Genomic DNA, 26,639 nt, shown 5'->3' with positions numbered 1-26,639 from the left:
TCTTCGCGAAACTCAAAGAATTCAGAGGCGTCGCAATGAGGTGCTGCAAGACAGACCAAAGCTTCTCAGCTTTCATCGCCATCGCGGCAACCCTCATCCGACTCAGATGAACGTCAACAGACCTTAATGTAAAATAATACCTTGTGTAAGGTGTTCGGCGGAAGGGAACGGGAGTCGAACCCGCCCGGGACGGGCTCGCCGCCCCAACCGGATTTGAAGTCCGGCCGCCCCACCGGGGACGCTTCCCTTCCAGAACTCATTCGCCGAAGAGATCGGCGCGATGCGGATTTATGCGCCGCATGTCGCCCCGACGCAAGGTCAAGCCGAGCCGGTCGAAGAAATCGAGGATCTCGATGGCCACCTTGCGTCCGTTCTGGACCTGGTCGCGGAAGGCCGGCGCCGTGAACCAGCCGTCGCCGCTCTCCGCCGCGAGGCGCTGGACGATCCGCGCCATCTCCTGCGTGACCTCGCGGGCGAAGAAATGATCATGGGCGATCTGGTCCGCCCGCCCGAGCTTCTGGCTCAGCTTCAGAAGACGCCGGATCTCGCGCTCGTCGAGGCCGAACTCCTGCGCGAAGTCGCGCACCCGCGGCGGACGGAACCGGCCCTCGCCCAGAAGCTGCGGCAGGATGCGCGCGTAAAGCGCCTCATCCTCGGGCGACAGCCGCAGCTCATGGCCGGGAAGCCGCAGAAAGGCGCCGTCCAGAACCACCCGTCCGGCGGCGGATTCGCCCCGCAGGAAGCTCAGGAAGGACTCCTTGGGCAGGCGAGGCTTGAGCGCCAGCCGCATCTTCTCGCGGCCCAGACCCGCCAGATCCGGATTCTCGGCGTGAAAGGCCTCCAGAGTCCCGGCCAATCCCTGACGCAGGGCCTCCAGAGCGGCGCCGGACAGCGCCAGACCGCCGCCCGTCCCGCCGATTGTCTCGACTCCGGCCCGGGCGAGGATCTGCGGCAGGGCGGAGTCCGGCAGGGCGCGGTCCCGCAGGAAGACGGAGAGATCCACAGGCCCGACCTCCGCCAGACCCGCCAGAGCCTCCGCCGGATCGCGGGCGCGCGAGGCCTCCAGCCAGGCGAGGCGCTCGGGAGTCCCGCGCTTGCGGGCCGGAGCCCGCAGGTCGAGGAAGCGCCCTCCGCCGATGGTCCTGCTGGCCGAGACGTCGCGCAGGATGAAGCGGTCGCCGATGGTCGCCGCGATGGGCCGATCCAGAACCAGTTGCGCGAGCCCCCGTTCGCCGGGCCTGACCGGGCCTTGCAGAGGCACGATCCGCGCCCCGGTCTCGACGGCGTGGCTGTGGAGCCGCGCCGGAAACCAGACGTCCAGAGCCCTGGGCTCGGAGGCGAGCGCGTCCAGCTCGACGTCGATGCGGTCGGTGGGGGCGTGGAGCGCGGGCGTCAGGATCATGTCGCCGCGATGGACGGCGTCCTTGCTCACGCCCTCGCCCGCGAGGTTCAGGGCGCAGCGCTGCCCCGCCAGACCCTCGCGCGCCTTGCGGTTCTGGGCGTGGATTCCCCTCACCCGCGCCGGAAGCCCCAGCGGGCTGACGATCACGGAGTCCTCCAGCGCCACGCGGCCCCCCAGCACCACGCCCGTGACCACCGCGCCCACGCCCGTCAGGGTGAAGCTCCGGTCCACGGCGAAGCGGAAGAGCCCTCCCGTTTCTCCTTCGCCCGCCTCCCGCTCCAGGGTTCCGGCTTCGGCCGCAGCGAGGGCTGCGCGCAGATCCGCCACGCCTTCGCCCGTCAGACTGGAGACCGCCATGATCGGGGCCGCGCTCAGGCCGGTTGCGGCGAGGGCCTCGCGGATCTGCGTCGTCAGTTCTTCGCGGCGCTCCGGCCCGGCGAGGTCGGCCTTGGTCAGCGCCACGATTCCTCGCGTCACGCCGAGAAGATCGAGGATCGCCAGATGCTCGCGGGTCTGGGGCATCACGCCGTCGTCGGCGGCCACGACCAGCAGGGCCATGTCGATTCCGCCCGCCCCCGCGAGCATGGTGTGGATCAGCTTCTCGTGGCCCGGCACGTCCACGAAGCCCGTGACCGCGCCGCCGCCCAGATCCGCATATGCGAAGCCGAGCTCGATGGTGATGCCGCGCGCCTTCTCCTCGGCCAGACGGTCGCCGTCCACGCCGGTCAGAGCCTTCACGAGCGCCGTCTTGCCATGGTCGATATGGCCCGCCGTCCCGACGATCATGACGCCTCCAGAGCCTCCAGAAGATCCGCGTCCCTCTCCAGACAGCGCAGGTCGAGGATCAGCGCGCCGTCATGGATATGGCCGATGATCGGGCGCGGCAGACGCCGCAACCGCGCCGCGAGGCGGTCGGGAGCGTCGCCGCCTTCCCCCGTCAGACGCAGGCCCGCGCTCGGGATCACGTCGGTCGGCAGGGCGCCCGAGCCGATCTGACTGGCGCAATCGCAGGCCTGCGCCTCATGGCCCAGGCCCGCCAGCAACGCCCCGACCTGCGGCGCCAGCCGCTCCGCCTGAGCCCGGATCTCCGCCTGAGGCCGCGCCAGAAGCCGCAGGGTCGGCAGGCGTTCGGCCAGGCGCTCGGGGTCGCGATAGAGCCGGAGCGTCGCCTCCAGCGCGGCGATGCGGATCTTGTCGAGCCGCACCGCGCGCTTCAGCGGATTGGCGTTGATCGCCCTGATGAGATCCTTGCGCCCGAGGATGAAGCCCGCCTGAGGCCCCCCCAGAAGCTTGTCGCCGGAGAAGGTCACGAGATCCGCCCCTTCGGCCACGGCTTCGGCCACGGTGGGCTCGCGGCGCAGGCCGTAGGCGGAGAGATCCACCAGAGAGCCCGAGCCCAGATCGTTCAGCAGCGGAATCCCCGCCTTGCGGGCGATTGCGGCCAGCTTCGGCGCCTCCACTTCGGCGGTGAAGCCCTCGATGCGGTAATTCGATGTATGGACCTTGAGGATCAGCCCGGTCTCCGGCGTGATCGCGCCTTCGTAATCGCGGGGATGGGTGCGGTTGGTCGTCCCGACCTCGACCAGCTTCGCCCCGGCGCGCGCCATGATGTCGGGCATGCGGAAGGCGCCGCCGATCTCGATCAGCTCGCCCCGCGAGACGATGGCCTCGCGGCCCTGGCCGAGCGTGTTCAGCGCGATCAGCACGGCGGCGGCGTTGTTGTTGACGATGGCGGCGTCTTCGGCGCCGGTCAGCTCGCGCAGGAGGCCCCGCAAGTGGTCGTCGCGCTGACCGCGTCCGCCGCTGTCGAGGTCGAACTCCAGAGCCAGCGGATTCCTCATGGCCGCCAGAGCCGCCTTCGCCGCCTCCTCAGCGAGGATCGCCCGCCCGAGATTCGTATGCAGCACGGTGCCGGTCAGGTTCAGCACCGGCCTCAGGTCCGAACGCGCCTCCGCCGCGAGATCCGCCGCGAGAAGCTCCGGCAGCCGCGCCGCCAGAGCCGCCCCCTCTTCGCCGTCGCGGATCGCCGCGCGCATCGCGTCGAGCCGCTTGCGCAGGGCCGCGAGGGTCGGCGTCCGGCCATGGGCCTCGACCAGCGCCCGCCCGGCCTCCGAGGAGAGGACCTGATCCGCCGAAGGCAGCGCCCTGAACGCCTGGGCCCCCGCCATCAATAGCCTGCGAGATAGGGATTGAAGCCGCCGCGCGTCGCGCCGGAATCCTTCATCAGCACGTCGAGTCCGAGGCTGCCCACGTCGTCGGCGACGGGATCGAGGCTCGGATTCTTCACCTGATGGAGGATCTTCACCCATGAGCCGCATTCGGCGCAGGCTTCCGCCTTCACCGTGGCCTCATGGGTGGCGGCGGAGCGGTAGCTGATCCCCTTGGTCGAGCCGCAGCAGAGGCATTTCACCCGCACCTCGTTCCAGCGCGTGGCGCAGCAGGCGCAGGCGGCGTATCGCAGATTGTCGATCTCCTGGCCGCCCACCACCGAAGAGGTGGCCGGACGTCCGCCGCAGGCGGGGCAGATCCCCACGCCGACCGGCGTCAGGGATTTCGGCGCCAGCCCGGCGGCCAGACGCGCCATGTGGATCTGAACCGCCGCCGCCGCGAAGAGATGCGGCGCGGCGGCGCCCTCGGGCACATGATCCGCAAGGATGTTGGAGAGCAGCCAGCGGCGGTCCTCCTCGTCGGCGGCCCAGACGGCGCTCAGCGCCTGACGCGCGGCGTCGGGCATCTCCAGATCGGCGGCGGCCTCGATCAGGGCGACGAAGGTCGCGACGAGGACCGGATCCTCCGCGAGGGACGCGCGCTCGATGGGCGGCATGGAGAATTCGCGCGCCTGCCGCGCCTTCTCGGGCGGAATCGGCGCGACCGGCGGCAGGCTCGCCAGGAGCTTCGCCTGAAGCCCGGTCAACTCGGCGAGGAAGGTCAGATAGGGCGCGAGCGTCGCGTCATGCTGCGCGAGGAAGGCGAAGCGTTTCGCCCGCGTCTCGAAGAGCTTCGCCGGATCGAGCGGCAGCACGAAAGGCGGCTCGGGCACGCCGCCGATCATCGAGGGATCGGGCTGCGGGGTGTTCGTCATGGGGGCCTCCAGGGCCCTCGGGGCCTCTCGCATGGATTCGGGCGCTTGGTTCGGGCGCGAGCCCTCCGCCGCCTGCGAGGCAGGGGCGGAGGGCCCGGGCCGTCACTCTGCCGGATCGGCCTTGCGCCGTCCAGCCAGTTCGCGCAGCCATTTGCGATGATGCCGATAGGCCCAGCCGCCCGTGACGGTGCCTCGGGTCATGGCGCGGATGGTGCCGCGCGTCCAGATGGCGGCGTAGACATGGACGATGAAGATCAGCACCGCCGCCACCGCCGCCAGCGCATGGACCGCCACCGCCACGCGCCGCACCGGAATCGAGACGAGTCCGGGGAAATACTGCTCCCAGATCATCACGCCGGTCACGATCATCACGACGATCAGGCCGGACATGCCCCAGAAGACGAATTTCTGTCCGGCGTTGTATTTGCCGAGCTCGGGGAGGTTCTCCTCCTCGCCCTTGACCACCTCCTTGATGTTCGCCAGCCATTCGGCGTCCTCCCGCCTGGGCAGGTTCAGACGCCACATCTGGAGGAAGAGCAGCAGGAAGCTGAGGACCAGCAGGATCCCCATCAGCGGATGCAGCCAGCGCGTGGTCGGGCCGCCGCCGAAGAGTCCGGTCAGGAAGTAGAGGCTCGGGTGGAAGAGGGCCATCCCCGAGAGGATGAGCCCGATCATCGTGAAGGCCGTGACCCAGTGGTTCAGCCGCGTGATCCCCCGATAGCGCGAGACCGTCACCGGCTTGCGGGTTTCGATCTCGTCGCCGGGGGCGGAATATTCGCGCTCTCCGGTCATGGCGCGCCCTCCGGAGGCCGGGCGGCCTCCTCCTCGACGGTCAGACGTCCGGCGGCGTGGGCGACCATCTCCTGAGCCTCGGCGTCGTCATGGGCCGAAACCTCGTTGGCCCGGGCGAGCGCGCCATGAGCCATGGCGCCCACCGCGGCGAGTCCCATGGCCGCGAGCCCCACATCCTTGGCCGCGCCCTTCCAGCCCTTGACCACCGCCGAGATCTTCGGATCGTCGGGCAGGTCGGCGTAGAGCGAGGGCTTGTCCGCGTGATGCAGCACATACATCACATGGGTTCCGCCCACGCCCTGAGGATCGTAAAGCCCGGCGTTCTCGTAGCCGCGCTCCTTGAGGTCCTCGATGCGCATCTCGGCGTGGGCGATCATCTCGTCCTTGGTTCCGAAGACGATGGCCTGCGTGGGGCAGGCCTTGGCGCAGGCCGGGCCCTGGCCCACCGCCACGCGATCCGAGCAGAGGGTGCATTTCTTCGAGACATGCGCCGTCTTGTGGATGCGGGGGATGTTGAAGGGGCAGCCCGCGACGCAATAGCCGCAGCCGATGCAGTTGTCGGAGATGAAATCCACGATGCCGTTCGAATATTGCACGATGGCGCCCGGCGCCGGACAGGCCGTGAGGCAGCCCGGATCCTCGCAATGCATGCAGCCGTCCTTGCGGATCAGCCATTCGAATTCGTTGGTCTCGGGGTTTTCGTACTCCGTGAAGCGCATGAGGGTGAACATGTCCGGGGTGAGGTCATGGGGGTTTTCATAGACCCCCACGTTCTCCTCGACCTCCGGATGGGTGTCGTTCCACTCGATGCAGGCCGACTGGCAGGCCTTGCAGCCGATGCAGCGCGACACGTCGATGAGCTTGGCCACCTTGGTCAGCTGGCGCTCCGGCGCGGGGAGGTCCCGCATCGCCGAAGCGCGCACCACGTCGCCGGGCAGCAGGTTCGAGGCCAGCGGCTGAACCGGAGGATTCGCCATGGCCGTGGTGGGTTGAGGCGCTCTTTCGGTCGTCATGACGTGGCGCTCCCTTCCGCAGGTTCGATGTTCACGAGGTAGGCCTTGAATTCAGGCGTCTCGATGTTGGCGTCTCCGACGAAGGGCCCGAGCGTGTTCGGGCCGAAGCCCTTGCGCGCCGCGCCCTTGAAGCCCCAGTGGATCGGAATGCCGACCACATGGACCGTCTGGCCGTCGCAGATCAGCGGACGGATCCGCTTCGTGACGACCGCCTTGGCCCAGACCTGGCCCCGCTTCGACCAGACGCGCACGCGTCCGCCCTTCCGGATGCCGCGTTCCGCCGCCAGCTCCTCGCTGATCTCCACGAAGAACTCCGGCTGCAACACGGCGTTCACCTTGTTGTGCTTGGTCCAGTAGTGGAAATGCTCGGTGAGGCGGTAGGAGGTGGCCACGAAGGGGAACTCCGAGCGGTCGCCGAGCTGCGCCACGTCGCCGGGGAACATCCGCGCGACGGGATTGCCGCGCATCTCCGGGTTCAGCGGATTGGCCACCGGGCTCTCGAAGGGCTCCATGTGGGTCGGGAAGGGCCCGTCGCGCATGAGCTTGCGCGAGAAGAAGCGGCTGACGCCCTCGGGGTTCATGATGAAGGGCCCGACTTCGCGCGGCTTGGCGGTGACGGCGATGTCGGGAATGTCCGGCCCCGCCCATTTCTCGCCGTCCCAGGCGATGAGCTTGCGCTCGGGATCCCAGGGGGCGCCGTCGAGGTCGCAGGAGGCGCGGTTGTAGAGGACGCGCCGGTTGGCCGGCCAGGCGAAGGACCAGTTCTGATAGACGCCCATGCCGCTCGGGTCGCTGTTGTCGCGGCGGGCCATCATGTTGCCCGCCTCGGTGAAGCAGCCCGCATAGATCCAGCAGGCGCCCATGGTGGTCCCGTCGTCGCGCAGCTGGCCGAAGCCCGAGACCTGCTTGCCCGCCTGAAGCAGAAGCTTCGTGGGGTCGTTGGGGTCCGGCACGTCGGTCAGGGCGCGGCCGTTGAGCTCCATGGCCAGTTCGGCGGCGGTGGGCTCTTCGGCGTGGGCGTAGTCCCAGGTCAGGTTGAGGATCGGCTCGGGCGCCCGGCCGCCTTCCTTGCGGTAGAGCTCGCGCAGCCGCAGGAAGATGTTCGACATGATCCAGACGTCCGTCCGGGATTCGCCCGGAGGCGTCGCGCCCGCCCAGTGCCATTGCAGCCAGCGTCCCGAATTCACCGTGGCGCCTTCGTCCTCGGCGAAGCAGGTGGTGGGCAGCTCCAGCACTTCGGTCCGGATCTTCGAGGGATCCACGTCGTTGTAGATCCCGTGGTTCTCCCAGAAGGCGGCGGTTTCGGTCGCCAGAGGATCCATCACCACGAGAAGCTTCAGCTTGCCGAAGGCCTCGGTGAGCTTGCCCCGGTTGGGGAAGGAGAGGATCGGATTGAAGCCCTGGCAGAAATAGACGTTCACTTCGCCTTTCGACATCATGTCGAACATGCGCAGCCCGTCATACTGGGCGATGTCGAGCTTGGGCAGCCATTCGTAGCCCCATCCGTTCTCGGCGGTGGCGGCGGGCCCCCACATCGCCTTGAGGAAGCTGACCATGAACTTGCGGTAGTTCTGCCAGTAGCTCATCTGGTTGGGCCGCAGAGGCTTGTTGCCCCGCGTGGACATGTAGGTCTCGAAGTCCGGCTCGCGTTCGTTGGGGATCGCGAGATAGCCCGGAATGAGATTCGACATCAGCCCGACGTCGGTGAGCCCCTGGATGTTGGAATGCCCGCGCAGGGCGTTCATGCCGCCTCCGGCCACGCCGATGTTGCCGAGCAGGAGCTGGAGCATCGCCATGCCGCGGATGTTCTGCGAGCCCTTGGAATGCTGCGTCCAGCCGAGCGCGTACATGGAGGTCATGGTCTTCGTCGGCGAGGAGCATTCGCCGATCATCTCGCAGATCTTCAGGAAGCGGTCCTTCGGCGTGCCGCAGACCCGCTCCACGAATTCCGGCGTGTAGACGTCCACATGCGCCTTGAGCAGATTCCAGACGCAGCGCGGATTCTCCAGCGTCTCGTCGGTGAGGACGTAGCCGTCTTCGCCGATCTGGTATTCCCAGCTGCTCTGGTCGTAGCTGCGGGTCTCCTCGTTGTAGCCGGTGAACATGCCGTCCGCCCAGCCGAACTCCTCACGGACCAGATAGGCCATGTTGGTGTAGTTGCGGACGTAGTCCCACTGCACCTTGTCGTTCGCGATGCACCAGCGGATCACGCCCATGAGGAAGGCGATGTCCGAGCCGGGGCGGATCGGGGCGTAGTAATCGGAGACGCTGGCCGTGCGCGTGAACCTCGGGTCCACGACGATCAGCTTGGCGCCGCGACGCTGTTTCGCCTCGGTGACCCATTTGAAGCCGCAGGGATGGGCTTCGGCGGCGTTGCCGCCCATGACGATCACGAGATCGGTGTTCTTGATGTCGGTCCAGGAGTTCGTCATCGCTCCGCGGCCGAAGGTCGGGCCCAAACTGGACACCGTGGGGCCGTGTCAGACGCGCGCCTGATTGTCGAAGCCGACGATTCCCATCGAGCGGACCGTCTTGTAGGTCAGCCAGGCGGTTTCGTTGGTGGTCGCCGAGGCCGCGAGGAAGCCGGTGGAGGTCCAGCGGTTCACCGTGGTTCCGGCGGCGTTCTTCTCGATGAGATTGGCGTCGCGGTCGTCCTTGAGCGCGCGGGCGATCTTGTCGAGCGCCTCGTCCCAGGAGATCTCCTGGAACCGGTCCGCGCCCGGAGCGCGGTAACGCGGCTGGGTCAGGCGGGTCTCCGCCCGGACGTAATCCTTGAGCGCCGCGCCCTTGGGGCAGAGCGTGCCGCGATTGGTGGGGTGATCCGCGTCGCCTTCGATGTGGATCAGCTCGGCTTTTTCGCCCGCGTTCAGATCGCCTCTGGAATACATGACGATTCCGCAGGCGACCGAACAATAGGTGCAGATGTTGCGGGTCTCGGTGGTGGTGGCGAGCTTGAATTGACGCACATGCGCCGCCACGGCCGCCTCGGCGGCGCCGAAGCCCATGGCCCCGAGCGATGTCGCCGCCGCCCCCGCGCCGAACAGCTTCAGGAAGCTGCGGCGGGAAAGGTCGATGTTCAACGGGACCTCCCTTTTTTGCCTGTCGCGCGGACAGGCTTGCGGCCTGTCTCGCAGATGGGTGAAAGTCCCTCTCATAGTCGCTTCTTATCGTCTCATAAGTCAAGAACATCGCCCGGATGAGGCGTCGCCCGGGAAAGCGCCGGAGGGAGGCGCCCTTGCGCCGGGCCCCGGGGGCTGGCAAGAGGAGGTTCGAAGCGGCTGCGGAGGGTCCGCGCCGCCCTGCGCAGGGAGATCTTCCCCCATGAGCGACATCCAGGCTTCCCCCCTCTCCGAACCCCGGCTGACTTCTCTGGCCCATGGCGGCGGCTGCGGCTGCAAGATCGCGCCGGGCCTGCTGGAGGGCATCCTGAAGGGCGCCTCGCCCCTGCCGATTCCGCCGGAGCTGCTGGTGGGAATCGAGACCTCCGACGACGCGGCGGTCTATCGGCTGAATGAACGTCAGGCCATCGTGGCCACGACCGATTTCTTCATGCCCATCGTGGATGATCCGCAGGATTTCGGCCGCATCGCCGCCACCAACGCCCTCAGCGACGTCTACGCCATGGGCGGGACGCCGATCTTCGCGCTGGCTCTGGTGGGGATGCCGATCAGCAAGCTCTCCACGGAGACCATCGGCAGGATCCTCGACGGCGGAGCGGCGGCCTGCCGCGCGGCGGGAATCCCCATCGCCGGAGGCCACAGCATCGATTCCATCGAACCGATCTACGGGCTGGTCGCGATCGGTCTGGTGGATCCGGCCCATCTCAAGCGCAACGCCGAGGCTCGGGCGGGAGACGTCCTGATTCTCGGGAAGCCCCTGGGAGTGGGCGTCTTCTCGGCGGCGCTGAAGAAGGAGAAGCTCGAACCCGCCGCCTACGCCCGCATGATCGCCGCGACGACGCGGCTCAACACGCCCGGCCCCGATCTGGCGCGTCTGCCGGGCGTCCACGCCATGACCGACGTGACGGGCTTCGGACTCGGCGGCCATGGCTGGGAGATGGCGCGCGGATCGGGTCTGCGCCTGCGGATCGACTGGGCGGCGGTCCCGCTGCTGGAGGGCGCGCGGGATCTGGCCGAGGCGGGCTTCGTCACGGGGGCTTCGGGGCGCAACTGGGCGAGCTACGGCGCGCAGATCCGCTTCGCCCGCGAGATGAGCGCCGTGGATCAGGCCTTGCTCTCGGATCCCCAGACCAGCGGCGGATTGCTCGTCTCCTGCGCGCCGGAGGCCGTCGCGGAGGTTCTGGCGATCTTCCGCAGCCATGGCTTCGAGGAAGCCGCCGTGATCGGTTCGGTCGAGGCGGGCGAGCCGGGGCTGACCATCGTCTAGAGCGTTTTCCAGCGAAGCCGCTTCGGCTTCGCGTCGTGAAAACGCGACCAAACAAAAGGTTGGAGCGTTTGAACGACCCAACCTGGTCGGAAAAAACTCTAGAGCGCGAGCCGCCGATGCGGCCATGGGTTCTCACCTTCCTCCAGCCAGCGGAGGGATTGCGTCCAGAAGCCCGAGGCGTGGCGGTCGTGGAAGAGGTCGAAATGCCCGACCGACTCCCGACCGAGATCGGCGAGGGGTTCCAGCATGACCGCCTGACGCTCCGCGCCCGCGTAATAGCGCAAGGCGCGGCGCAGGGCGGGCGGCGTGGCGAAGGGATCGTCGGAGACCGAAACCGCGAGGATCTCCGCCCGGACCCGCCCCATCCGCGCGACGGCCTCCGCCCGTTCGGCGCGGGGATGGCTCGTCTCGAAGCGGGGGCCGCGGAAGCTCCATTCATGGGCGACTCCGGCGGGCAGATCCTCCAGCCAGCCGAGCCGCTTGCCGGGGAAATAGCCGCAGGCCGCCGTGAGCAGCGGCATGGCGAGATGCCACCTCAGCCAGAATCCGAGCCTCTGGCGGGGGGCGTAATCCATCAGCCAGGCGTATTGGGCGCCGACGGTCAGCATCCGGTCGACGAGCGGCGCGCTTGCGGCCATGCCGGGCAGGAAGCCGCCGATGCTGTGCCCGACGACCATCAGGGGCGTTTCGGGACGACGGGCCTTCATGAAGCGGAGGGCGGCCTCGAAATCCTGTTCGCCCCAGTCGCGCCAGCGCCAGCCGCAGCCTTCAAGGTTCTCCGGCCGCGAGGCGCCTACGCCGCGATAATCCCAGGTCAGGACCTCGAAGCCCCGCGCCGCGAGGAAATCCGCATAGCGATGGTAATAGCGCGCGAGGACGCCCGTCGCGCAATTGACGATCACGGCGGCGCGCAAGGGGCCTTCGGCGGGCCGGAGACGCCCCCCGAGCCGCACGCCGTCCTGACAGATGAGTTCGATCTCCTGCATGGCGCCGCAGCCTAAAGCGGGAGCGGGCGGATGGGAACCTTTCTCACGGCATGGCCGCGCGGGGGATGATCGCGCCGGGATGACGCACCACCTCCGCCGCCAGACGATGCCCCGCCCGCGCCGCCGCCTCGGGCGGCTCGCCCCGCAGCCGCGCCGCCAGACAGGCCGCCGCGAAGCTGTCGCCCGCCGCCGTGGTGTCCACGACCTTCCCGACCTTCAGAGCCGGGACTTCCGTCCGGCGCCCTTCGGCCAGCGTGAGGCAGCCCGGATGCGCGAATTTCAGCACGGCCTCCGGCGTCAGCTTCTCCAGACGCGCCGCCAGAGCCTCCGGCTCGGCCTCGTCCCAGATGGGCGCGAGATCCTCCGCCCCCGCCAGAGTCAGCGCCGACAGCGAGATCGCTTCGGCGAAGACGCGCCCCGCCTCGGCGGGATCGGGCCAGCCGCGCGGACGGAAATTCGTGTCGAAGACCACAGCGCCCCCCCGAGCCGAGAAATCCCGCAGGACATCCAGCAGTCGGGGCAGGGCGTCGCCGCGATAGAGCGACAGCGTGATCCCCGAGAGATAAAGCACGTCCACGGCGGCCATGAGCCGCGCCGCCAGATCCGGCCATTGCGGCAGGTCGAGCAGATCGCGGACCGGGGCTTGATCGCGCCAGTAATGGAAGCGGCGCTCGCCTGAGGGATCGGTCTCGATCATGTAGAGCCCCGGCGAGCGTCCGGCGAGGCGCGGAACGAACTCCGTCCCGACGCCTTCGGCTCGCCAGGCCTCCAGCATTTCGGCGCTGAATCCGTCCTCGCCGAGCGCCGTGACGTAATCCGTCGGGACGCCCAGCCGCGCGAGATAGACCGCCGTGTTCAGCGTGTCGCCGCCGAAGCCCCGGACGAGCAGTCCGTCCGGACGCGTCCGCAGCTCGATCATGCATTCGCCGAGACAGGCGACCCTCGGCGAGCCGCCCTGTCTTCCCTGCGTCGGGAGAGGGGTCATCGCAGATCCTTCGGCTGGATGAACTCCATGTCGGTGTAGTCGACGTTGTCGCCCGCCATGGCCCAGATGAAGGTGTAGCCGCCGATTCCCGCGCCCGCATGCACCGACCAGGGCGGAGACAGGGCGCCTTCCTCATTGGCGATGAAGAGATGGCGCGTCTCCTGCGGCTCGCCCATGAGATGCAGCACGCGGGCTTCGGGGGTCATGCCGAAATAGAGATAGGCCTCCATGCGGCGGTCATGGACATGGGCGGGCATGGTGTTCCAGACGGAGCCGTCCTCCAGCGTGGTGTAGCCGAGGACGAGCTGACAGCTCTCCATGACCAGCGGGTGGATGAACTGGTTGATCGTCCGCTTGTTGGAGGTCTCCGCCGCGCCGAGCTTCACCTCCTTGCTCTCGGAGAGCCGCACCAGCCGCGAAGGGAAGTTCCGGTGCGCGGGCGCCGAGACCAGATAGAACCGCCCCTCGCCCGCGAAGGTCACGGGGCCCGAGCCCATGCCGAGATAGAGCACGTCGCCGCGCGCGAGCGTCCAGGTTTCGCCGCCCGCCGAGACGGTTCCCGTCGCGCCGACGTTCACCACGCCGAGTTCGCGGCGGTCGAGGAAATTCGGGGTCCTGGTCTCGGCCACCACGTCGAGGACCAGGGGCGCCCCCGCCGGGACGGCGCCGCCCATCGTGAAGCGGTCGTAATGGGTGTAGATCAGGCGGATTTCGCCCGGACGGAACATCTCCGAGGCGAGGAAATGACGGCGAAGCTCGGCTGTGTCCATGCCGCGGGCGTGTTCGGGATGGACGGCCTGACGGGTTTCGACGGTCAGCATGGGAGGCTCCCTTCAAGGACGACGCGACGGGAATGCGGCGTCGCGCCTTCTCGGGGCGCCGCGTCGATATATATTATGTATTGTCTCTCTGATAATGGAGGATTCGGATTTCCGGAAGCCGGAAAAGCGCCGGAAGGCCGAAAATTTCATGCTGCAGATGCGCAATTTCATTGGAATAATGCCTGGATTCCACATCTGCGGCGGAGTCGGACGGTTTTCCTGAAATTCATCATATGACTATTGACTCCCGGATCAATTCCCGCGAATGATCCGCAAGACGCAGTTCAGGAGACGCTCAGGATGACCCCCCAGGAGATCAAGACCGCGCTCGGCGCCGGGCTTCTGTCCTTCCCCGTGACCCATTTCGACGCCGAAGGCGCCTTCCGGGCCGACAGCTATCAGCGCCACATCGACTGGCTCTGCGGCCATGAGGCGCCGGTGCTCTTCGCGGCGGGCGGCACGGGCGAATTCTTCTCCCTCGCGCCGAGCGAGATCCCGACCATCGTCAGGGCGGCCAGGGAGGCCGCGGACGGCCGCACGGCCATCGTCTCGGGCTGCGGCTACGGAACCGAAATGGCCGTGGAGATCGCCCGTTCCGCCGAGAAGGCCGGGGCCGAAGGCATCCTCCTGCTGCCGCATTACCTGATCGACGCGCCGCAGGAAGGCCTCTACGCCCATGTGAAGCGCGTCTGCGACTCGGTCGGGATCGGCGTGATGGTCTACAACCGCGACAACGCGGTGCTGAAGGCCGAGACTCTCGCGCGGCTCTGCGAGGTCTGCCCCAATCTCGTCGGCTTCAAGGACGGCGTGGGCGACATCGGACAGGTGCGTCAGGTCACGGCTCTGCTCGGCGACCGCCTGACCTATCTGGGCGGCATGCCCACCGCCGAACTCTTCGCCGAGGCTTATCTGGGCGCGGGCTTCACGACCTATTCCTCGGCGGTGTTCAACTTCGTGCCGGAGCTGGCGGTGAGCTTCTACAAGGCCCTGCGCGCCGGAAGACATGACGAATGCGCCCGCATCCTGCGCGACTTCTTCTATCCCTTCATGGAGCTGCGCGGCCGCCGCAAGGGCTACGCCGTGGCGGCGGTCAAGGCGGGCGTGCGGCTTCAGGGCTTCGAGGCGGGCCGGGTGCGCGCGCCGCTCGACGATCTGACCCCCGCCGAGGAGGAGATCCTCGCGCGGCTCATCGCGCCCTGGCGTCGCCAGACCGCCGCCGCCGCGGAGTGAGCCGATGAAGATCGCCGCGATCCGCACCCATCTGCTGGAGCATCGGCTGGAGACCGCCTTCGAAAGCGCCTCCATGCGGTTCGACCGCCGCCTGCATCTGCTGGTGGAGGTGGTGTGCGACGACGGGACCACGGGCTGGGGCGAATGCCTCGGCCCGGCCAGAGCCAATGCGGCGGTGGTCCGGACCTACGCCGGATGGCTCGTCGGGATGGATCCGCTGGAGACCGAAAGGATCTGGGCGATCCTCTATAACGCGCTCCGGGATCAGGGTCAGCGCGGCCTGACGCTCACCGCGCTTTCCGGAATCGACGTGGCGCTCTGGGACATCAAGGGCAAGCGCTTCGGCGTCCCGATCTCGACGCTGCTCGGCGGGCGTTTCCGCGCAAGCGTGAAGGCCTACGCCACCGGCGCCTTCCGCCGCGACGGCGTGGACCGCATCGCGGACAACGCCGAAGAGATGGCGGGCCACGCCGCCGCCGGGTTCCACGCCGCCAAGCTCAAGATCGGCTTCGGCGTGGCGGAGGATCTGCGGGTGATCCGGGCGGTGCGCGAGGCGGTCGGGCCGGAGATGCGGCTGATGATCGACGCCAACCACGGCTATGACGCTCTGGAGGCGATCCGTCTGGGTCAGGCGGCGGCGGAGTGCGGGATCGACTGGTTCGAGGAGCCCGTGACGCCGGAGCATCTGGCGGCCTATCGCGAGGTGAAGGCGAAGCAGCCCATCCCCGTGGCGGCGGGCGAGACCTGGCATGGGCGTTGGGGCTTCCGCGAGCCCATCGAGACCCGCGCCGTGGATATCGTGCAGCCGGACATCTGCGGCGTGGGCGGCTTCACCGAAGCCCGGCGCGTGGCGGATCTGGCGGCGCTCCATGGGCTGCGGGTGGTTCCGCATGTCTGGGGCACGGCGGTGCAGATCGCGGCGGCGCTGCAATTCATGGCGGCGATGGTTCCTTCTCCGGTGCGGCGCGAGCCCATCGAGCCCATCCTCGAATTCGACCGCACGGAGAATCCCTTCCGTCAGGCGGTGGTCGCGCGGCCCATCGAACATGAGCGCGGCGTGGTGGCCATTCCTGACGGTCCCGGCCTAGGGATCGAGATCGACCGCGCGGCCCTCCGCGCATTCAGACCGAAGGAGGAAGCATGACCGCGCCTCTGGACCTGCCGCCGGGGACCATCGACACGCAGATGCACGCCTATCTTCCCGGCTTTCCGCCTCTGCCGGGAGGGCCGGGCCTCCCCGCCGGAGACCTCCCCACCCCGGAGCTTTACCGCGCCACGATGCGCGAGCTCGGGATATCCCGGGTGGTGGTCACGCAGGCCAACGCCCATCAGAAGGACAATTCCTGTCTCCTCGCCTGCCTGGCCGATTTCGGCGCGATCTCGCGCGGAGTGGCCGTCATCGACGGGACGGAATCCGACGCCGAGCTTGAGCGTCTGGCTCAGGCGGGGGTGGTCGGGGCGCGGATCATGGATCTGCCGGGCGGCGCCGTGGGGCTGGAGCATCTGGAGGCCGTGGACGCCAGAGCCGCCGAACTCGGCTGGATGATGGCCGTGCAGTTCGACGGAAGCCAGATCGTCGGGCGTCTGCCCCGGCTGGAGGCTCTGCGTTCGCGCTGGGTCTTCGACCATCATGGGAAATTCTTCTCCGGCGCCGCGCCCGACGGCCCCGAAGTCGCGGCGGTCCTGCGCCTGATCGACCGGGGGCGCATGTGGTTCAAGTTCGCCGGATGCTACGAATCGAGCCGTCTCGGCGGTCCGGATTTCGCCGACGTCGCGGCCTTGTCGCGCGTGATCGCGGCTCATGCGCCCGAGCGGATCCTCTGGGGCACGAACTGGCCGCATAACCTCGCGCGGGTCAGAGGCGAGCCGCTCCCCGACGACGCCCTGCTCGCGGCGACGGCCCTGGACTGGCTCCCCGACGCGGCGGCCCGTCGCCGGGCGCTGGTCGGGAATCCGCAGGAGCTTTACGGCTTCCCGGCCTGGTCCGGCGCGTGAGGCAGGCGTCCGGAGCGCAGCAGGGCGCGATAACGCGCCTGACCTCCGCGCAGATGGGCGCGCATGGCGGCTCTGGCGGCCTCCTCGTCGCCGTTGGAGATCGCGGCGACGATGCGTCCGTGCTCCTCGTCGAGCCGGGCGATATAGGCGGCGGCGGCCTCCTCGGTCTCCTGGGCCTTGAGCGCGGCGCGCGGGATCACCGCCGTCCCGAGGGCTTCGAGGAACTCGCGGAAGCGCGGATTGTTCGCCGCCTCGGCGATGGCGAGATGCAGGGCGAAGTCGGCTTCGGCGGTGGGCTCCCCGGCCTTCAGACAGGCGCGCAGGGCGTCATGGCGTTCGAGGATCGCCTCTTCCTGAGCGGGCGAGCGGCGCAGCGCCGCCAAGCCTGCGGCCTCCGCCTCGACGCCGGTGCGGAACTCCAGGATCTCGATGGTCGAGGAGATGCGCGCCGGATCCAGAGCCTGAGGCGAGAAGATCGAGGGCGGCGGCGCCTCCAGCACGAAGATGCCCGCGCCCTGGCGCGGCTCGACCAGCCCGTCGGCGCGCAGGGCGGCCATGGCCTCGCGGATGACGGTGCGGCTGACGCCGTAGGCCTCGGTGAGCTGCGCCTCGGAGGGCAGCCGCGCGCCGGGCGCGTATTCTCCCGCGAGGATGCGCTTGCGCAGCGCCTCGCCCACCTGAGACACCAGACTTCCCTTGCCCGCCGCCTTCGCTCGTCCCGCCATGCGCCATCCTCCGGAATCGCCGCCCGAACTCCGGAGATAGGCCCCGGAGGCCCGGGCGGTCAAGCGACGCCTCCGCAGGTGGTGTAATACAAGTTGACGGATTCCGGATGGTCCATATGATGACGCCGCAAAAGAGGACGCCATGAAACGACTTCTCCTGACCGGCGCCGCAGGCGCCATGGGGCGCGCGATGCGGTCGCGTCTTGCGGGCCTCGCGGAGACCCTCCGCCTGTCCGACATCGCGGACCCCGGCGCGCCCGGCCTCGACGAAGAGGTGCGGATCTGCGATCTGGCCGACGCGGCGGCGGTCATGGATCTGGTGGAGGGCTGCGACGGGATCGTGCATCTGGGCGGAATCTCCGTCGAGGACAGCTTCTCGAAGATCATGCAGGCCAATCTGCTCGGCCTGTATAATCTCTATGAGGCGGCGCGGGCTCATGGCCGTCCGCGGATCCTCTTCGCCAGCTCGAACCACGCCATCGGCTATTATCCCCAGAGCCGGCGGCTCAAGGGCGACGAGCCTTTCCGCCCCGACGGGCTTTATGGAGTCTCCAAGGCCTTCGGCGAGTCTCTGGCGCGGATGTACTACGAGAAGTTCGGACAGGAATCGGCGCTGGTGCGCATCGGCTCCTGCACGCCGCAGCCGAGCGACCGCCGGATGCTGTCGAGCTGGCTCTCCTATGACGATTTCGCCGGGCTTGCGGCTTGCGTCTTCCGGGCGCCGCGTCTGGAGTGCCCGGTGATCTGGGGCGCCTCGGCCAATGACGCGGGCTGGTGGGACAACGCCGCTTCGGCTTATCTTGGCTGGCGTCCGAAGGACAACGCCGAAGCCTGGCGGGCCGAAATCGAGGCCGCAGGGCCGAGGCCCTCGCCGGACGCGGCCGTCGCCCGCTATCAGGGCGGCGTCTTCACCGAAAACCCGATCATTCAAGGGGACTGAGATGACCGCTTCCTCCTCCAGCCTCGCCCTGCGCGGCGAACATTTCATCGCGGGCGAGTGGGTCGGCGGGGGCGAGAAGTTTTCGTCTTCTCCCGCCCATGGGCCTGCGCATGACTTCGCCCTGGGGACGCCCGCGCTCGTGGAGCGCGCCGCCCGCGCCGCCGAAGAGGCCTTCCCGGCCTATTCCGCCCTGAGCCGCGCCGCCCGCGCCGATTTCCTCGACGCCATCGCCGAGGAGATCGAAGCCCGCGCCGCGGCGATCACCCTGATCGGGACTCAGGAGACCGGCCTCCCGGAGGCCCGGCTCAACGGCGAGCGCGGACGCACCACGGGTCAGCTCCGGCTCTTCGCCGAGCATGTCCGGCAGGGCAAGCACCTCGATTTGCGCCTTGACGAAGCTTTGCCGAACCGTCAGCCTCTGCCGCGTCCGGATCTGCGGCTGGTTCAGCGGCCCATCGGCCCGGTTGCGGTCTTCGGGGCCTCGAATTTCCCGCTGGCCTTCTCGGTGGCGGGCGGCGACACGGCGGCGGCTCTGGCGGCGGGATGCCCCGTGGTGGTCAAGGGCCATTCGGCCCATCCGGGCACCGGCGAGGTCGTGGCTCAGGCCATCGAGGCGGCGATCCGGCGCATGGGCGTTCCGGCGGGAGTCTTCAGCCTGATCCAGGGCGGAGACCGCAAGGTCGGCGAGGCGGTCGTGACCCACCCGCTGATCAAGGCGGTGGGCTTCACGGGCTCCCTGGTCGGAGGGCGGGCGCTTTTCGATCTTTGCGCCGCGCGGCCCGAGCCCATTCCCTTCTTCGGCGAACTGGGGTCGGTGAATCCGGTCTTCATGCTGCCCGGCGCTCTGGAGGCCCGCGCGGCGGCGCGCGGCGAGGCCTGGGCTGGCTCGCTGACTCAGGGCGCGGGGCAGTTCTGCACCAATCCGGGCGTGGTGATCCTCGCCGAGAGCCCCGAAGCCGACGCCTTCCTCGGCGCGGCGAAAGCGGCTCTGGAGAAGGTTCCGGCTCAGACCATGCTGACCGACGGCATCGCCAGAGCCTATCGCGAGGGTCAGGCGCGCTTCGACTCGCGCAACGCCGTGCGTCCGGTCCTGACCACCACGAGCGAAGGCCGCCTCGCCAATCCGAACCTCTACGAGATCTCCGCGGAGGCCTTCATGGCGGATCACGCCCTCGCCGAAGAGGTCTTCGGGCCTCTGGGGCTGGTGGTGCGGGCGCCCTCCGCCGAGGCCCTGCCGGAGATCGCCAAAGGCTTCGAGGGCCAGTTGACCGCGACGCTCCACATGGACCCGAAGGACGCGCCTCTGGCGCGGCGTCTGCTGCCGATTCTGGAGCGCAAGGCGGGCCGCCTGCTGGTCAACGGCTTCCCGACCGGCGTCGAGGTGGCGGAGTCCATGGTGCATGGCGGGCCCTATCCGGCCTCGACCAATTTCGGCGCGACTTCGGTGGGCACGATGTCGATCCGGCGCTTCCTGCGTCCGGTCTGCTATCAGAACCTGCCTGACGAATTGCTCTTCGAAGACCTTCAGGGAGCCTGATCCATGTCGTCTCCTTTCGATCTGAGCGGCCGCTGGGCCGTGGTGACCGGCGCCAACACCGGCATCGGACAGGGGATCGCCGTCGCTCTGGCTCGGGCCGGAGCGGGGGTGATCGCCGTCGGGCGCTCCGGGATGGAGGAAACCGCGTCGCTGATCGCGCCGACCGGGCGGCCTTTCCACGCCATCCGCGCCGATCTCGCGCAGATGGAGGCGCTTGAACCCGTCATCGCCGAGGCCGAAGAGGTTTCGGGCGGAATCGAGATCCTCGTGAACAACGCGGGGATCATCCGCCGGGCCGATTCCCTCGACTTCACCGAAGCCGACTGGGACGCGGTGATCGACCTCAATCTGAAGTCGCTGTTCTTCCTGACCCAGGCGGCGGCGCGCCGGATGATCCCGCGCGGACGCGGCAAGATCGTCAACATCGCCTCTCTGCTGTCGTTTCAGGGCGGGATCCGCATCCCTTCCTATACGGCCTCGAAAAGCGGCCTCGCGGGGTTGACGCGGCTGCTCGCCTGCGAATGGGCGGCCAGGGGCGTGAACGTCAACGCCATCGCGCCGGGCTATTTCGTCACCAGCAACACCGAGGCTCTGCGGCAAGACGAAAAGCGCTCCTCCGAGATCCTCGGGCGGATTCCGGCGGGGCGCTGGGGGAATCCCGGAGACATCGGCGGGGCGGCGGTCTTTCTGGCTTCTCCGGCGGCGGATTACGTCCATGGCGTGGTCCTGCCGGTGGACGGCGGCTGGCTGGCGCGCTGAGGCTCAGCGGGGCGGACGGGGCAGGGGGAAGAAGGGCTGTCCGTCTTCTTCGCCGTGCGGGAAGCGGCCTTCGCGTCTGCGCCGCACGCTCTCCTTGAAGCCGAGCGGGCTGACGCCGATGTAGCGCCGGAACATGCGCGAGAAATAATAGGGATCGGCGTAGCCTACGGCGGCGCCGGCCTCTCCGACGCCGCGTCCGGCCTCCAGAAGCGCCATGGCTCTCTCCATGCGCTTGAACTCCTGGAACTTCCGGGGGGTGAAGCCGGTCTGCCGACGGAATTCGCGGCGGAAGTAATCGGGATTGTAGGGCGCCGAGGCCACCACCCGGCGCGCGATCTGCGGATCCAGAGGATCGGCGGCGATCTGGGTCGCGGCGATGGCCGCCGCCGCCGAAACGCGGTTGTCGTCGCCGATGGGCGCCTCGTCGGCGCGCCAGCCGAGGAAGGCCTCCTCCAGAAAGGCCAGCAGCAGCACCATGAAGAGATGATGCTGCGCGAGGGTCGTCGAGGAGGGCGGCGCGATCTCGTGATAACGCCGGATCATCGGGCGGAGCAGATCCCAGTCCTGGAAACGCAGCTTCGGCCTGAGCCTCATCCGCGCGACGAGGTCGCGCCCGAAGAGGTCGAGCGTGAAATGCTGCGCCACGCCCCGATAGGCCTCGCCTTCGGCGTGGCGGCCGCGGAAGCGCGTTCCGGCGGGAATGAGCATGGCCTCGCCCACGGAGAGCCGGAAGACCTCGCCTTCGTCGATGCGGTAATCTCCCGCCCCCTCCAGCGCGATGACGAGATCATGGACGCTGTTGCTCTTGTCGATCCACCAGCTGGGGGCGTGATCCATCCTGATGGTGGAGCGCGTCAGGGTCAATGCAAGCCCCGAGGGCGGAATTCCGGAGAGGACGCCGCCTTCGGTTTTCTCCATCTTTTTCCCCGGATTCATGGATGTTCGTCGAATTGTAATATGAGTTAAGCTGAGTCAGAAGATGGGTAGGCTCCGGGAGGCCCGGAGACCCGACCCTAACATAAAACGGCGGCTCCCTGTGAGGGCCGCCCGGGAGGAAGTTCATGAGATCAAGGGACGCAAGGTCCGGCGCCGCGCCGGACCGCCTTCGTCGCACACGGCTCTGCGCGGCCTGCGCCTCCGGGCCGGCCCGTCCGGAAGGGGCGCGGCCATGAGCGGCGAGAGCAGATTCCTCGGCTTCTGGTATGTGCTGCCCTATGTGATCGGGCTTCTGATCTTCACGGGCGTGCCTTTCGTGGCCTCCTTCTGGCTCTCCTTCACCGATTACCGCCTGATGCGCGGCGCGGAGTTCGTGGGGCTGCAGAATTACGCCGATCTCTTCGCCGCCGACCGCACCTTCATCCGCTCGCTGAACGTGACGCTGGCTTACGTCGCGCTGACGGTGCCTCTGAAGCTGGCCTTCGCGCTCTTCATCGCGGTGATCCTGAACTACAAGCTGAAGGCCATCGGCTTCTTCCGCACGGCCTATTACGTGCCTTCGATCCTGGGAGGCTCCATCGCGGTGGCGGTGCTCTGGCGCTACGTCTTCGCCGACACCGGGCTGGTCAACATGGCGCTCGGGGTCTTCGGGATCGAGGCGGTCAACTGGTTCGGCGATCCGCTCACGGCGATGTTCACCATCACGCTGCTGCGGGTCTGGCAGTTCGGTTCGGCCATGGTGATCTTCCTGGCCGCGCTGCAATCCATCGACAAGTCGCTCTACGAGGCGGCGGCCATCGACGGGGCGTCGAAATGGCGGGTCTTCGTCTCGATCACCCTGCCGCTGCTGACGCCGGTGATCTTCTTCAATCTGGTCATGCAGATGGTCCAGGCCTTCCAGGAGTTCAACGGACCTTACGTCATCACCAACGGCGGGCCGCTGCGCGCGACCTATCTTCTGCCGCTCTACATCTACGAGACGGCCTTCAAGAAATTCGACATGGGCTACGCCTCGGCGATCGCCTGGGTGCTCTTCGCGATCATCATGGTCCTGACGGTGGTCGCCTTCTGGTCTTCGAAGAAGTGGGTCTATTACGCCGGCGACAAGAGGAGCTGACCGATGAGCCAGACCATGCTCGACGATTCCGCCGCCCTCGACGCCGACGCCGAGGCCGCCCGCCACCTCGCCCTTCAGGAGCGTCGGCGCAGGCTCTCCATGATCCTGCGTTACGCCGTGCTGACGGCGGTGGGCTTCCTGATGCTCTATCCGCTGCTCTGGCTGATCGGGGCGAGCTTCAAGAACAACGCCGAGATCTTTTCCTCCCCGGGCTTCATCCCGAAGGATCCGACGCTTTCGGGCTACGTCAAGGGCTGGGAGACCTCCACGCCCTACAGCTTCGGGCGGTTCTTCTGGAACACCTTCCTGATCATCGCGCCGAAGGTGGTCTTCACGGTGATCTCCTGCGCGGCGGTGGCCTACGGCTTCGCGCGCTTCCAGTTTCCGGGGAAGCGGATCCTCTTCGCCTCGCTCATCGCGACGCTGCTTCTGCCCAATGTGGTGACGCGGATTCCGCAATATCTGCTCTTCAGCGAGATGGGCTGGCTCGACAGCTATCTGCCGCTCTGGGTTCCCTCGGCCTTCGCGGGAGACGCCTTCTTCGTCTTCATGCTGGTGCAGTTCCTGCGCTCCATTCCGCCCGACATGGAGGAGGCCGCCCGCGTCGACGGCGCGAAATCCTGGCAGGTGCTGCTCTTCATCGTGGCGCCCATGCTGACGCCCGCGCTGATCTCGGTGGCGCTGTTCCAGTTCATGTGGACCATGAACGACTTCCTCGGGCCGCTGATCTATCTGTCCTCGGTGGAGAAATTCCCGGTGTCTCTGGCGCTCAAGCTCTCCATCGACACCTCCGAGGCCTTCGACTGGAACCGCATCCTCGCGATGTCGGTGCTGGCTCTGGCTCCGTCTCTGGTCGTGTTCTTCATGGCGCAGAAATACTTCATCGAAGGCATCTCCGCCGGCGGCGTGAAAGGTTGATCCCATGGCGCAATTATCCATCCGGAATCTGGAAAAGACCTATGGCGGAGGCTTCAAGGCGGTGCATGGCGTCGATCTTGAAGTGGCCGACGGCGAATTCATGGTGCTGGTGGGGCCTTCGGGCTGCGCCAAATCCACCACGCTGCGCATGATCGCCGGGCTGGAGACCATTTCCGGCGGCCATATCTCCATCGGCGGCAAGGTGGTCAACAACCTCGCGCCCGGAGATCGCGGCATCGCCATGGTCTTCCAGAACTACGCGCTCTATCCGCACATGAAGGTCCGCAAGAACCTGTCCTTCGGGCTGAAGCTCGCCGGAGAGAAGAAGGCCGAGATCGAACGCCGCGTGGCCGAAGTCGCCGAGGTGCTGGAGATCGAGCCCCTGCTCGACCGCCTCCCGAGGCAGCTGTCGGGCGGTCAGGCGCAGCGCGTGGCTCTGGGGCGGGCGCTGATCAAGAAGCCCGAGGTCTTCCTCTTCGACGAGCCTTTGTCCAACCTCGACGCCAAGCTGCGCGCCTCGATGCGGGTGCGCATCACCGAGCTGCATCGGCGGCTCAAGGCGCAGGGGCGCTCCTCGACGGTGGTCTACGTGACCCATGACCAGGTCGAGGCCATGACCATGGGCGACCGCATCTGCGTGATGAAGGAAGGCCGCATCATGCAGGTGGCCGATCCGGCCACGCTCTACGAGCGCCCGGAGAATCTCTTCGTGGCGGGCTTCATCGGCATGCCCGAGATGAACCTCGTCGAGGCGCGGCTCGAGCGCGGCCCCGAAGGCCACGCCCTGCGCTTCGGCGATCAGGTCCTGAGGCTCGGGCCGGAGCAGAACGCCCGCATCGCGGCGAATGCGCCGGAGGAGGTCACGCTGGGATTGCGTCCGCAGCATTTCCGGCTCGCCGGACCGGACGACTCCCATGCTCTGGAGGCTCAGGTCGGGAAGGTGGATTTCCTCGGCCATGAGGTGGACGCCCATGTGACCATCGGCGGCGCGAAATTCACCGTGGTGCTGCCCGTCGAGCTCTTCCGCGAGGCCTCCAGAGGCGGAAGCATCCGCCTGCGCGCGGACGAGAACCGCGTCCATGTCTTCGATCGCGCCAGCGGCGCCAATGTGAGCCTCGCCTGAGGCCGTCGCGGAAATCACGGCGCCGCGAAGGCGCCTTCGGGAGGATTCGACATGAAAACCATCGTCAGCGCTCTGGCGCTCGGCCTCGGCTTCGCCCTCGGCGCCGGAGGGGCGGCTCAGGCGGCGGAGCTGCGGATGTCCTGGTGGGGCGGCGACGGACGCCACCTCGCCACCCAGGAGGCCCTGAAGCTCTGCGGCGGGAAGCTCGGCCATGTGGTCAAGCCGGAGTTCACCGGCTGGCAGGGCCACGCCGAGCGCATCACCACCCAGCTCGCGGGCCGCACCGAAGCCGACGTCATGCAGATCAACTGGCCCTGGCTGCATCAGTTCTCGGCGGACGGCGGCGCCTTCGCCGATCTGCGCGACTACGCCGACGTCATCGACCTCGGCCAATGGACCGAGGATCAGCTTGCGGGCGGAACCATGAACGGCAAGCTCAACGGCCTGCCGGTCTCGGTCACGGGGCGCGTCTTCTATTTCAACGACGCGGTCTTCACAAAGGCGGGCCTGCCCATTCCGAACAGCTGGGCCGATCTCGAGGCCGCCGCGCAAAAGCTGAATCCCGAAGGCGCCTGGCCCTTCGACGCGGTGAAGCTGAACTCCATCTTCATCGTCTCCCTGGCGGCGGCCCAGCGGACCGGCAAGGATCTGGTCGACCCCGAAACCGGGAAGGTCGCTTGGACCGAGGAGGAGCTGACCGAGGCGCTGAAGTTCTATCAGGGCCTCGCGGAGAAGGGCGTCATCCGCCCCTGGCGGACGGCGGTGGCGGTGGGCAACATCGAGCTCTTCGACGAAGCCGCCTGGCGCGACGGCAAGATCGGCGGCTCCTATGAATGGGACTCGACCTACGGCAAATACGCCGATCCGCTCGCGGAGGGGAAGCTGATCCCGACTCCGCCCTTCCGCGTCGAGGGCGCGACCTCCGACGGCGTCTATCGCAAGCCTTCGATGGTCTTCTCGATCTCGAAGAATTCGCGCGAGCCCAGGGCCGCCGCCGAGATCGTCAATTGCCTGCTCAACGATCCCGAGGCCGTGACCATCCTCGGCGACACCCGGGGCCTTCCGGCCTCCGCCGTGGCGTTGAAGACCCTCACCGAGGCGGGGAAGCTCTCGCCGGAATTGCTGGAGGCCGCGCAGATCGTCTCCGAGGCCAGCGGCCCCGGCGTCTCGCCGCTGAACGAGCATCCGGCGGTGCGCGAGGCCCTCAACGACGCCATTGAAGAAATGGCCTATGGCCAGATCTCGCCGGAGGAAGCCGCCTCGACCATCATCCGCAGCGTGAACCGGGCCTTGTCGCGCATGTGACGCCCTCCATGGAGCCCGAACCTTCGCGGGTTCGGGCCTCCTCCTCACTCAGCCGAGAGGGCCGCCGAAGGGCGGCGACGCCATGTCTCCTGCATCCTCCTTCTCCGCGCTTGCGCCGGAGCGGGCCGGGGCTTCGCATGCTCCGCTTCGCCTTGTCCCGCGTCATCTCGGCGCCCGTCATGCGGCGATCCTGATCCCCGAGCCCGGCGCCCGCCATTTCCTCGCCGCGCCGAGAGGCTGGCGTCTGACGGCTGCGGGGCGTCTGATCGCCGAGGGCGCGGCGCGGCGGGCTTTGCTGATCCTCGACGGGCTGCTTCCCGGCGCGGAGCATCTTCTCGAACTCGAAGGCGCCGAGCCTCTGGCCTTCCGCGCGGCGGATTGCGCGGGACTCGTCGAGATTGCGCGCTTCGGAGCGCGGGAAGGCTCGGAAGACAATGGCGCGGCCATAGCCGCCGCCATGGCTGCGGCGGGCGAGGGCGGGACGGTCCTGATTCCGGCCGGACGCTGGATCACGGGGCCGGTCTTCCTGCGCTCCGGCGTGACGCTGCGTCTGGAGGAGGGCGCGACCCTCGCCCTGACGCCCGACC

Annotated in this window: 23 protein-coding genes and 1 tRNA gene; 12 read left to right on the top strand and 12 right to left on the bottom strand. The window is 68.0% G+C overall.

From position 1 onward, the window contains the following. Positions 1-158: 158 nt before the first annotated feature. From PHN62_RS16525 to fdnG, 7 genes are all read right to left on the bottom strand, one after another. Positions 159-251 (bottom strand) — tRNA-Sec (locus PHN62_RS16525). A gap of 5 nt (positions 252-256) precedes the next feature. Beyond that, the gene (selB, locus tag PHN62_RS16520) at positions 257-2,188 is read right to left on the bottom strand and encodes a selenocysteine-specific translation elongation factor (RefSeq protein WP_300152454.1); all 1,932 of its coding nucleotides are present in this window, start codon (positions 2,186-2,188) and stop codon (positions 257-259) included. After that, entirely contained in the window at positions 2,185-3,570 is a 1,386-nt protein-coding gene (gene selA / locus PHN62_RS16515; protein WP_300152453.1) for an L-seryl-tRNA(Sec) selenium transferase, read from the bottom strand. Before selA ends, selB begins: the two co-directional genes overlap by 4 nt. Then, entirely contained in the window at positions 3,570-4,484 is a 915-nt protein-coding gene (fdhE, locus tag PHN62_RS16510; RefSeq protein ID WP_300152452.1) for a formate dehydrogenase accessory protein FdhE, read from the bottom strand. The genes selA and fdhE overlap by 1 nt, the downstream gene beginning before the upstream one ends. A gap of 102 nt (positions 4,485-4,586) precedes the next feature. Next, complete coding sequence (locus tag PHN62_RS16505; RefSeq protein ID WP_300152451.1) at positions 4,587-5,276, bottom strand: formate dehydrogenase subunit gamma; 690 nt, start codon at positions 5,274-5,276, stop codon at positions 4,587-4,589. Next, on the bottom strand, positions 5,273-6,289 hold the full coding sequence (gene fdxH / locus PHN62_RS16500) for a formate dehydrogenase subunit beta (RefSeq protein ID WP_300152450.1): 1,017 nt from the start codon (positions 6,287-6,289) through the stop codon (positions 5,273-5,275). Before fdxH ends, PHN62_RS16505 begins: the two co-directional genes overlap by 4 nt. Then, positions 6,286-9,369, bottom strand: a complete 3,084-nt coding sequence (gene fdnG, locus PHN62_RS16495; RefSeq protein ID WP_300152449.1) for a formate dehydrogenase-N subunit alpha — start codon at positions 9,367-9,369, stop codon at positions 6,286-6,288. Before fdnG ends, fdxH begins: the two co-directional genes overlap by 4 nt. Positions 9,370-9,610: 241 nt before the next feature. Here fdnG and selD point away from each other — a divergent pair, with 241 nt between their 5' ends. Beyond that, on the top strand, positions 9,611-10,675 hold the full coding sequence (selD, locus tag PHN62_RS16490; RefSeq protein ID WP_300152448.1) for a selenide, water dikinase SelD: 1,065 nt from the start codon (positions 9,611-9,613) through the stop codon (positions 10,673-10,675). 98 nt (positions 10,676-10,773) lie between these two features. Here the strand turns inward: selD and PHN62_RS16485 are convergent, their stop codons facing one another. From PHN62_RS16485 to kduI, 3 genes are read right to left on the bottom strand one after another with little or no spacing between them, the layout of a single operon-like run. After that, positions 10,774-11,661 (bottom strand): alpha/beta fold hydrolase, encoded by an 888-nt coding sequence (locus PHN62_RS16485; protein WP_300152447.1) that lies wholly within the window; start codon positions 11,659-11,661, stop codon positions 10,774-10,776. A gap of 43 nt (positions 11,662-11,704) precedes the next feature. Next, positions 11,705-12,646 (bottom strand): sugar kinase, encoded by a 942-nt coding sequence (locus PHN62_RS16480; protein ID WP_300152446.1) that lies wholly within the window; start codon positions 12,644-12,646, stop codon positions 11,705-11,707. After that, complete coding sequence (gene kduI, locus PHN62_RS16475; RefSeq protein WP_300152445.1) at positions 12,643-13,467, bottom strand: 5-dehydro-4-deoxy-D-glucuronate isomerase; 825 nt, start codon at positions 13,465-13,467, stop codon at positions 12,643-12,645. Before kduI ends, PHN62_RS16480 begins: the two co-directional genes overlap by 4 nt. Before the next feature lie 300 nt (positions 13,468-13,767). Between kduI and kdgD the strand changes: the two genes are divergently transcribed. From kdgD to PHN62_RS16460, 3 genes are read left to right on the top strand one after another with little or no spacing between them, the layout of a single operon-like run. Beyond that, complete coding sequence (gene kdgD / locus PHN62_RS16470) at positions 13,768-14,697, top strand: 5-dehydro-4-deoxyglucarate dehydratase (protein WP_300152444.1); 930 nt, start codon at positions 13,768-13,770, stop codon at positions 14,695-14,697. Between the two features lie 4 nt (positions 14,698-14,701). Next, a complete protein-coding gene (locus tag PHN62_RS16465) occupies positions 14,702-15,841 on the top strand; it encodes a mandelate racemase/muconate lactonizing enzyme family protein (RefSeq protein ID WP_300152443.1) in 1,140 nt (379 codons plus the stop codon). Further along, the gene (locus PHN62_RS16460) at positions 15,838-16,692 is read left to right on the top strand and encodes an amidohydrolase family protein (protein WP_300152442.1); all 855 of its coding nucleotides are present in this window, start codon (positions 15,838-15,840) and stop codon (positions 16,690-16,692) included. The genes PHN62_RS16465 and PHN62_RS16460 overlap by 4 nt, the downstream gene beginning before the upstream one ends. Here the strand turns inward: PHN62_RS16460 and PHN62_RS16455 are convergent. Then, positions 16,662-17,417: a FadR/GntR family transcriptional regulator gene (locus PHN62_RS16455; RefSeq protein ID WP_300152441.1), complete on the bottom strand. Its 756-nt coding sequence runs from the start codon at positions 17,415-17,417 to the stop codon at positions 16,662-16,664. The genes PHN62_RS16460 and PHN62_RS16455 overlap by 31 nt on opposite strands. 142 nt (positions 17,418-17,559) lie before the next feature. On the opposite strand from PHN62_RS16455, the gene PHN62_RS16450 reads away from it, so the two are divergent. From PHN62_RS16450 to kduD, 3 genes are read left to right on the top strand one after another with little or no spacing between them, the layout of a single operon-like run. Continuing rightward, entirely contained in the window at positions 17,560-18,357 is a 798-nt protein-coding gene (locus PHN62_RS16450) for an NAD(P)-dependent oxidoreductase (RefSeq protein ID WP_300152440.1), read from the top strand. A 1-nt stretch (position 18,358) separates the two neighbouring features. Beyond that, the gene (locus tag PHN62_RS16445; RefSeq protein ID WP_300152439.1) at positions 18,359-19,894 is read left to right on the top strand and encodes an aldehyde dehydrogenase (NADP(+)); all 1,536 of its coding nucleotides are present in this window, start codon (positions 18,359-18,361) and stop codon (positions 19,892-19,894) included. A 3-nt stretch (positions 19,895-19,897) separates the two neighbouring features. Beyond that, the gene (gene kduD, locus PHN62_RS16440; protein WP_300152438.1) at positions 19,898-20,653 is read left to right on the top strand and encodes a 2-dehydro-3-deoxy-D-gluconate 5-dehydrogenase KduD; all 756 of its coding nucleotides are present in this window, start codon (positions 19,898-19,900) and stop codon (positions 20,651-20,653) included. 3 nt (positions 20,654-20,656) lie between these two features. On the opposite strand, the gene PHN62_RS16435 is transcribed toward kduD, so the two are convergent. Then, the gene (locus PHN62_RS16435; RefSeq protein ID WP_300152437.1) at positions 20,657-21,571 is read right to left on the bottom strand and encodes an AraC family transcriptional regulator; all 915 of its coding nucleotides are present in this window, start codon (positions 21,569-21,571) and stop codon (positions 20,657-20,659) included. 250 nt (positions 21,572-21,821) lie between these two features. On the opposite strand from PHN62_RS16435, the gene PHN62_RS16430 reads away from it, so the two are divergent. The 5 genes from PHN62_RS16430 to PHN62_RS16410 all read left to right on the top strand — a co-directional run. Next, the gene (locus PHN62_RS16430; RefSeq protein WP_300152436.1) at positions 21,822-22,706 is read left to right on the top strand and encodes a carbohydrate ABC transporter permease; all 885 of its coding nucleotides are present in this window, start codon (positions 21,822-21,824) and stop codon (positions 22,704-22,706) included. Positions 22,707-22,721: 15 nt separating this feature from the next. After that, positions 22,722-23,624, top strand: a complete 903-nt coding sequence (locus tag PHN62_RS16425) for a carbohydrate ABC transporter permease (protein WP_367187048.1) — start codon at positions 22,722-22,724, stop codon at positions 23,622-23,624. A 4-nt stretch (positions 23,625-23,628) separates the two neighbouring features. Next, on the top strand, positions 23,629-24,747 hold the full coding sequence (locus PHN62_RS16420; protein ID WP_300152434.1) for an ABC transporter ATP-binding protein: 1,119 nt from the start codon (positions 23,629-23,631) through the stop codon (positions 24,745-24,747). Between the two features lie 51 nt (positions 24,748-24,798). Further along, positions 24,799-26,052: an ABC transporter substrate-binding protein gene (locus tag PHN62_RS16415; protein ID WP_300152433.1), complete on the top strand. Its 1,254-nt coding sequence runs from the start codon at positions 24,799-24,801 to the stop codon at positions 26,050-26,052. Positions 26,053-26,134: 82 nt separating this feature from the next. Continuing rightward, positions 26,135-26,639 (top strand): hypothetical protein (locus tag PHN62_RS16410; RefSeq protein WP_300152432.1); only part of this gene is annotated, 505 nt, incomplete at its 3' end.

The organism is Neomegalonema sp. (assembly GCF_028688855.1).
GTDB lineage: Bacteria > Pseudomonadota > Alphaproteobacteria > Rhodobacterales > Rhodobacteraceae > Neomegalonema.
This window is presented reverse-complemented; position numbering and strand designations above follow the sequence as displayed.

What these genes read in the sequence shown, in the direction of transcription:
- selB (WP_300152454.1), bottom strand. Translation starts at nt 2,188, where the DNA reads ATGATCGTCGGGACGGCGGGCCATATCGACCATGGCAAGACGGCGCTC.
- selA (WP_300152453.1), bottom strand. Translation starts at nt 3,570, where the DNA reads ATGGCGGGGGCCCAGGCGTTCAGGGCGCTGCCTTCGGCGGATCAGGTC.
- fdhE (WP_300152452.1), bottom strand. Translation starts at nt 4,484, where the DNA reads ATGACGAACACCCCGCAGCCCGATCCCTCGATGATCGGCGGCGTGCCC.
- PHN62_RS16505 (WP_300152451.1), bottom strand. Translation starts at nt 5,276, where the DNA reads ATGACCGGAGAGCGCGAATATTCCGCCCCCGGCGACGAGATCGAAACC.
- fdxH (WP_300152450.1), bottom strand. Translation starts at nt 6,289, where the DNA reads ATGACGACCGAAAGAGCGCCTCAACCCACCACGGCCATGGCGAATCCT.
- selD (WP_300152448.1), top strand. Translation starts at nt 9,611, where the DNA reads ATGAGCGACATCCAGGCTTCCCCCCTCTCCGAACCCCGGCTGACTTCT.
- PHN62_RS16485 (WP_300152447.1), bottom strand. Translation starts at nt 11,661, where the DNA reads ATGCAGGAGATCGAACTCATCTGTCAGGACGGCGTGCGGCTCGGGGGG.
- PHN62_RS16480 (WP_300152446.1), bottom strand. Translation starts at nt 12,646, where the DNA reads ATGACCCCTCTCCCGACGCAGGGAAGACAGGGCGGCTCGCCGAGGGTC.
- kduI (WP_300152445.1), bottom strand. Translation starts at nt 13,467, where the DNA reads ATGCTGACCGTCGAAACCCGTCAGGCCGTCCATCCCGAACACGCCCGC.
- kdgD (WP_300152444.1), top strand. Translation starts at nt 13,768, where the DNA reads ATGACCCCCCAGGAGATCAAGACCGCGCTCGGCGCCGGGCTTCTGTCC.
- PHN62_RS16465 (WP_300152443.1), top strand. Translation starts at nt 14,702, where the DNA reads ATGAAGATCGCCGCGATCCGCACCCATCTGCTGGAGCATCGGCTGGAG.
- PHN62_RS16460 (WP_300152442.1), top strand. Translation starts at nt 15,838, where the DNA reads ATGACCGCGCCTCTGGACCTGCCGCCGGGGACCATCGACACGCAGATG.
- PHN62_RS16455 (WP_300152441.1), bottom strand. Translation starts at nt 17,417, where the DNA reads ATGGCGGGACGAGCGAAGGCGGCGGGCAAGGGAAGTCTGGTGTCTCAG.
- PHN62_RS16450 (WP_300152440.1), top strand. Translation starts at nt 17,560, where the DNA reads ATGAAACGACTTCTCCTGACCGGCGCCGCAGGCGCCATGGGGCGCGCG.
- PHN62_RS16445 (WP_300152439.1), top strand. Translation starts at nt 18,359, where the DNA reads ATGACCGCTTCCTCCTCCAGCCTCGCCCTGCGCGGCGAACATTTCATC.
- kduD (WP_300152438.1), top strand. Translation starts at nt 19,898, where the DNA reads ATGTCGTCTCCTTTCGATCTGAGCGGCCGCTGGGCCGTGGTGACCGGC.
- PHN62_RS16435 (WP_300152437.1), bottom strand. Translation starts at nt 21,571, where the DNA reads ATGGAGAAAACCGAAGGCGGCGTCCTCTCCGGAATTCCGCCCTCGGGG.
- PHN62_RS16430 (WP_300152436.1), top strand. Translation starts at nt 21,822, where the DNA reads ATGAGCGGCGAGAGCAGATTCCTCGGCTTCTGGTATGTGCTGCCCTAT.
- PHN62_RS16425 (WP_367187048.1), top strand. Translation starts at nt 22,722, where the DNA reads ATGCTCGACGATTCCGCCGCCCTCGACGCCGACGCCGAGGCCGCCCGC.
- PHN62_RS16420 (WP_300152434.1), top strand. Translation starts at nt 23,629, where the DNA reads ATGGCGCAATTATCCATCCGGAATCTGGAAAAGACCTATGGCGGAGGC.
- PHN62_RS16415 (WP_300152433.1), top strand. Translation starts at nt 24,799, where the DNA reads ATGAAAACCATCGTCAGCGCTCTGGCGCTCGGCCTCGGCTTCGCCCTC.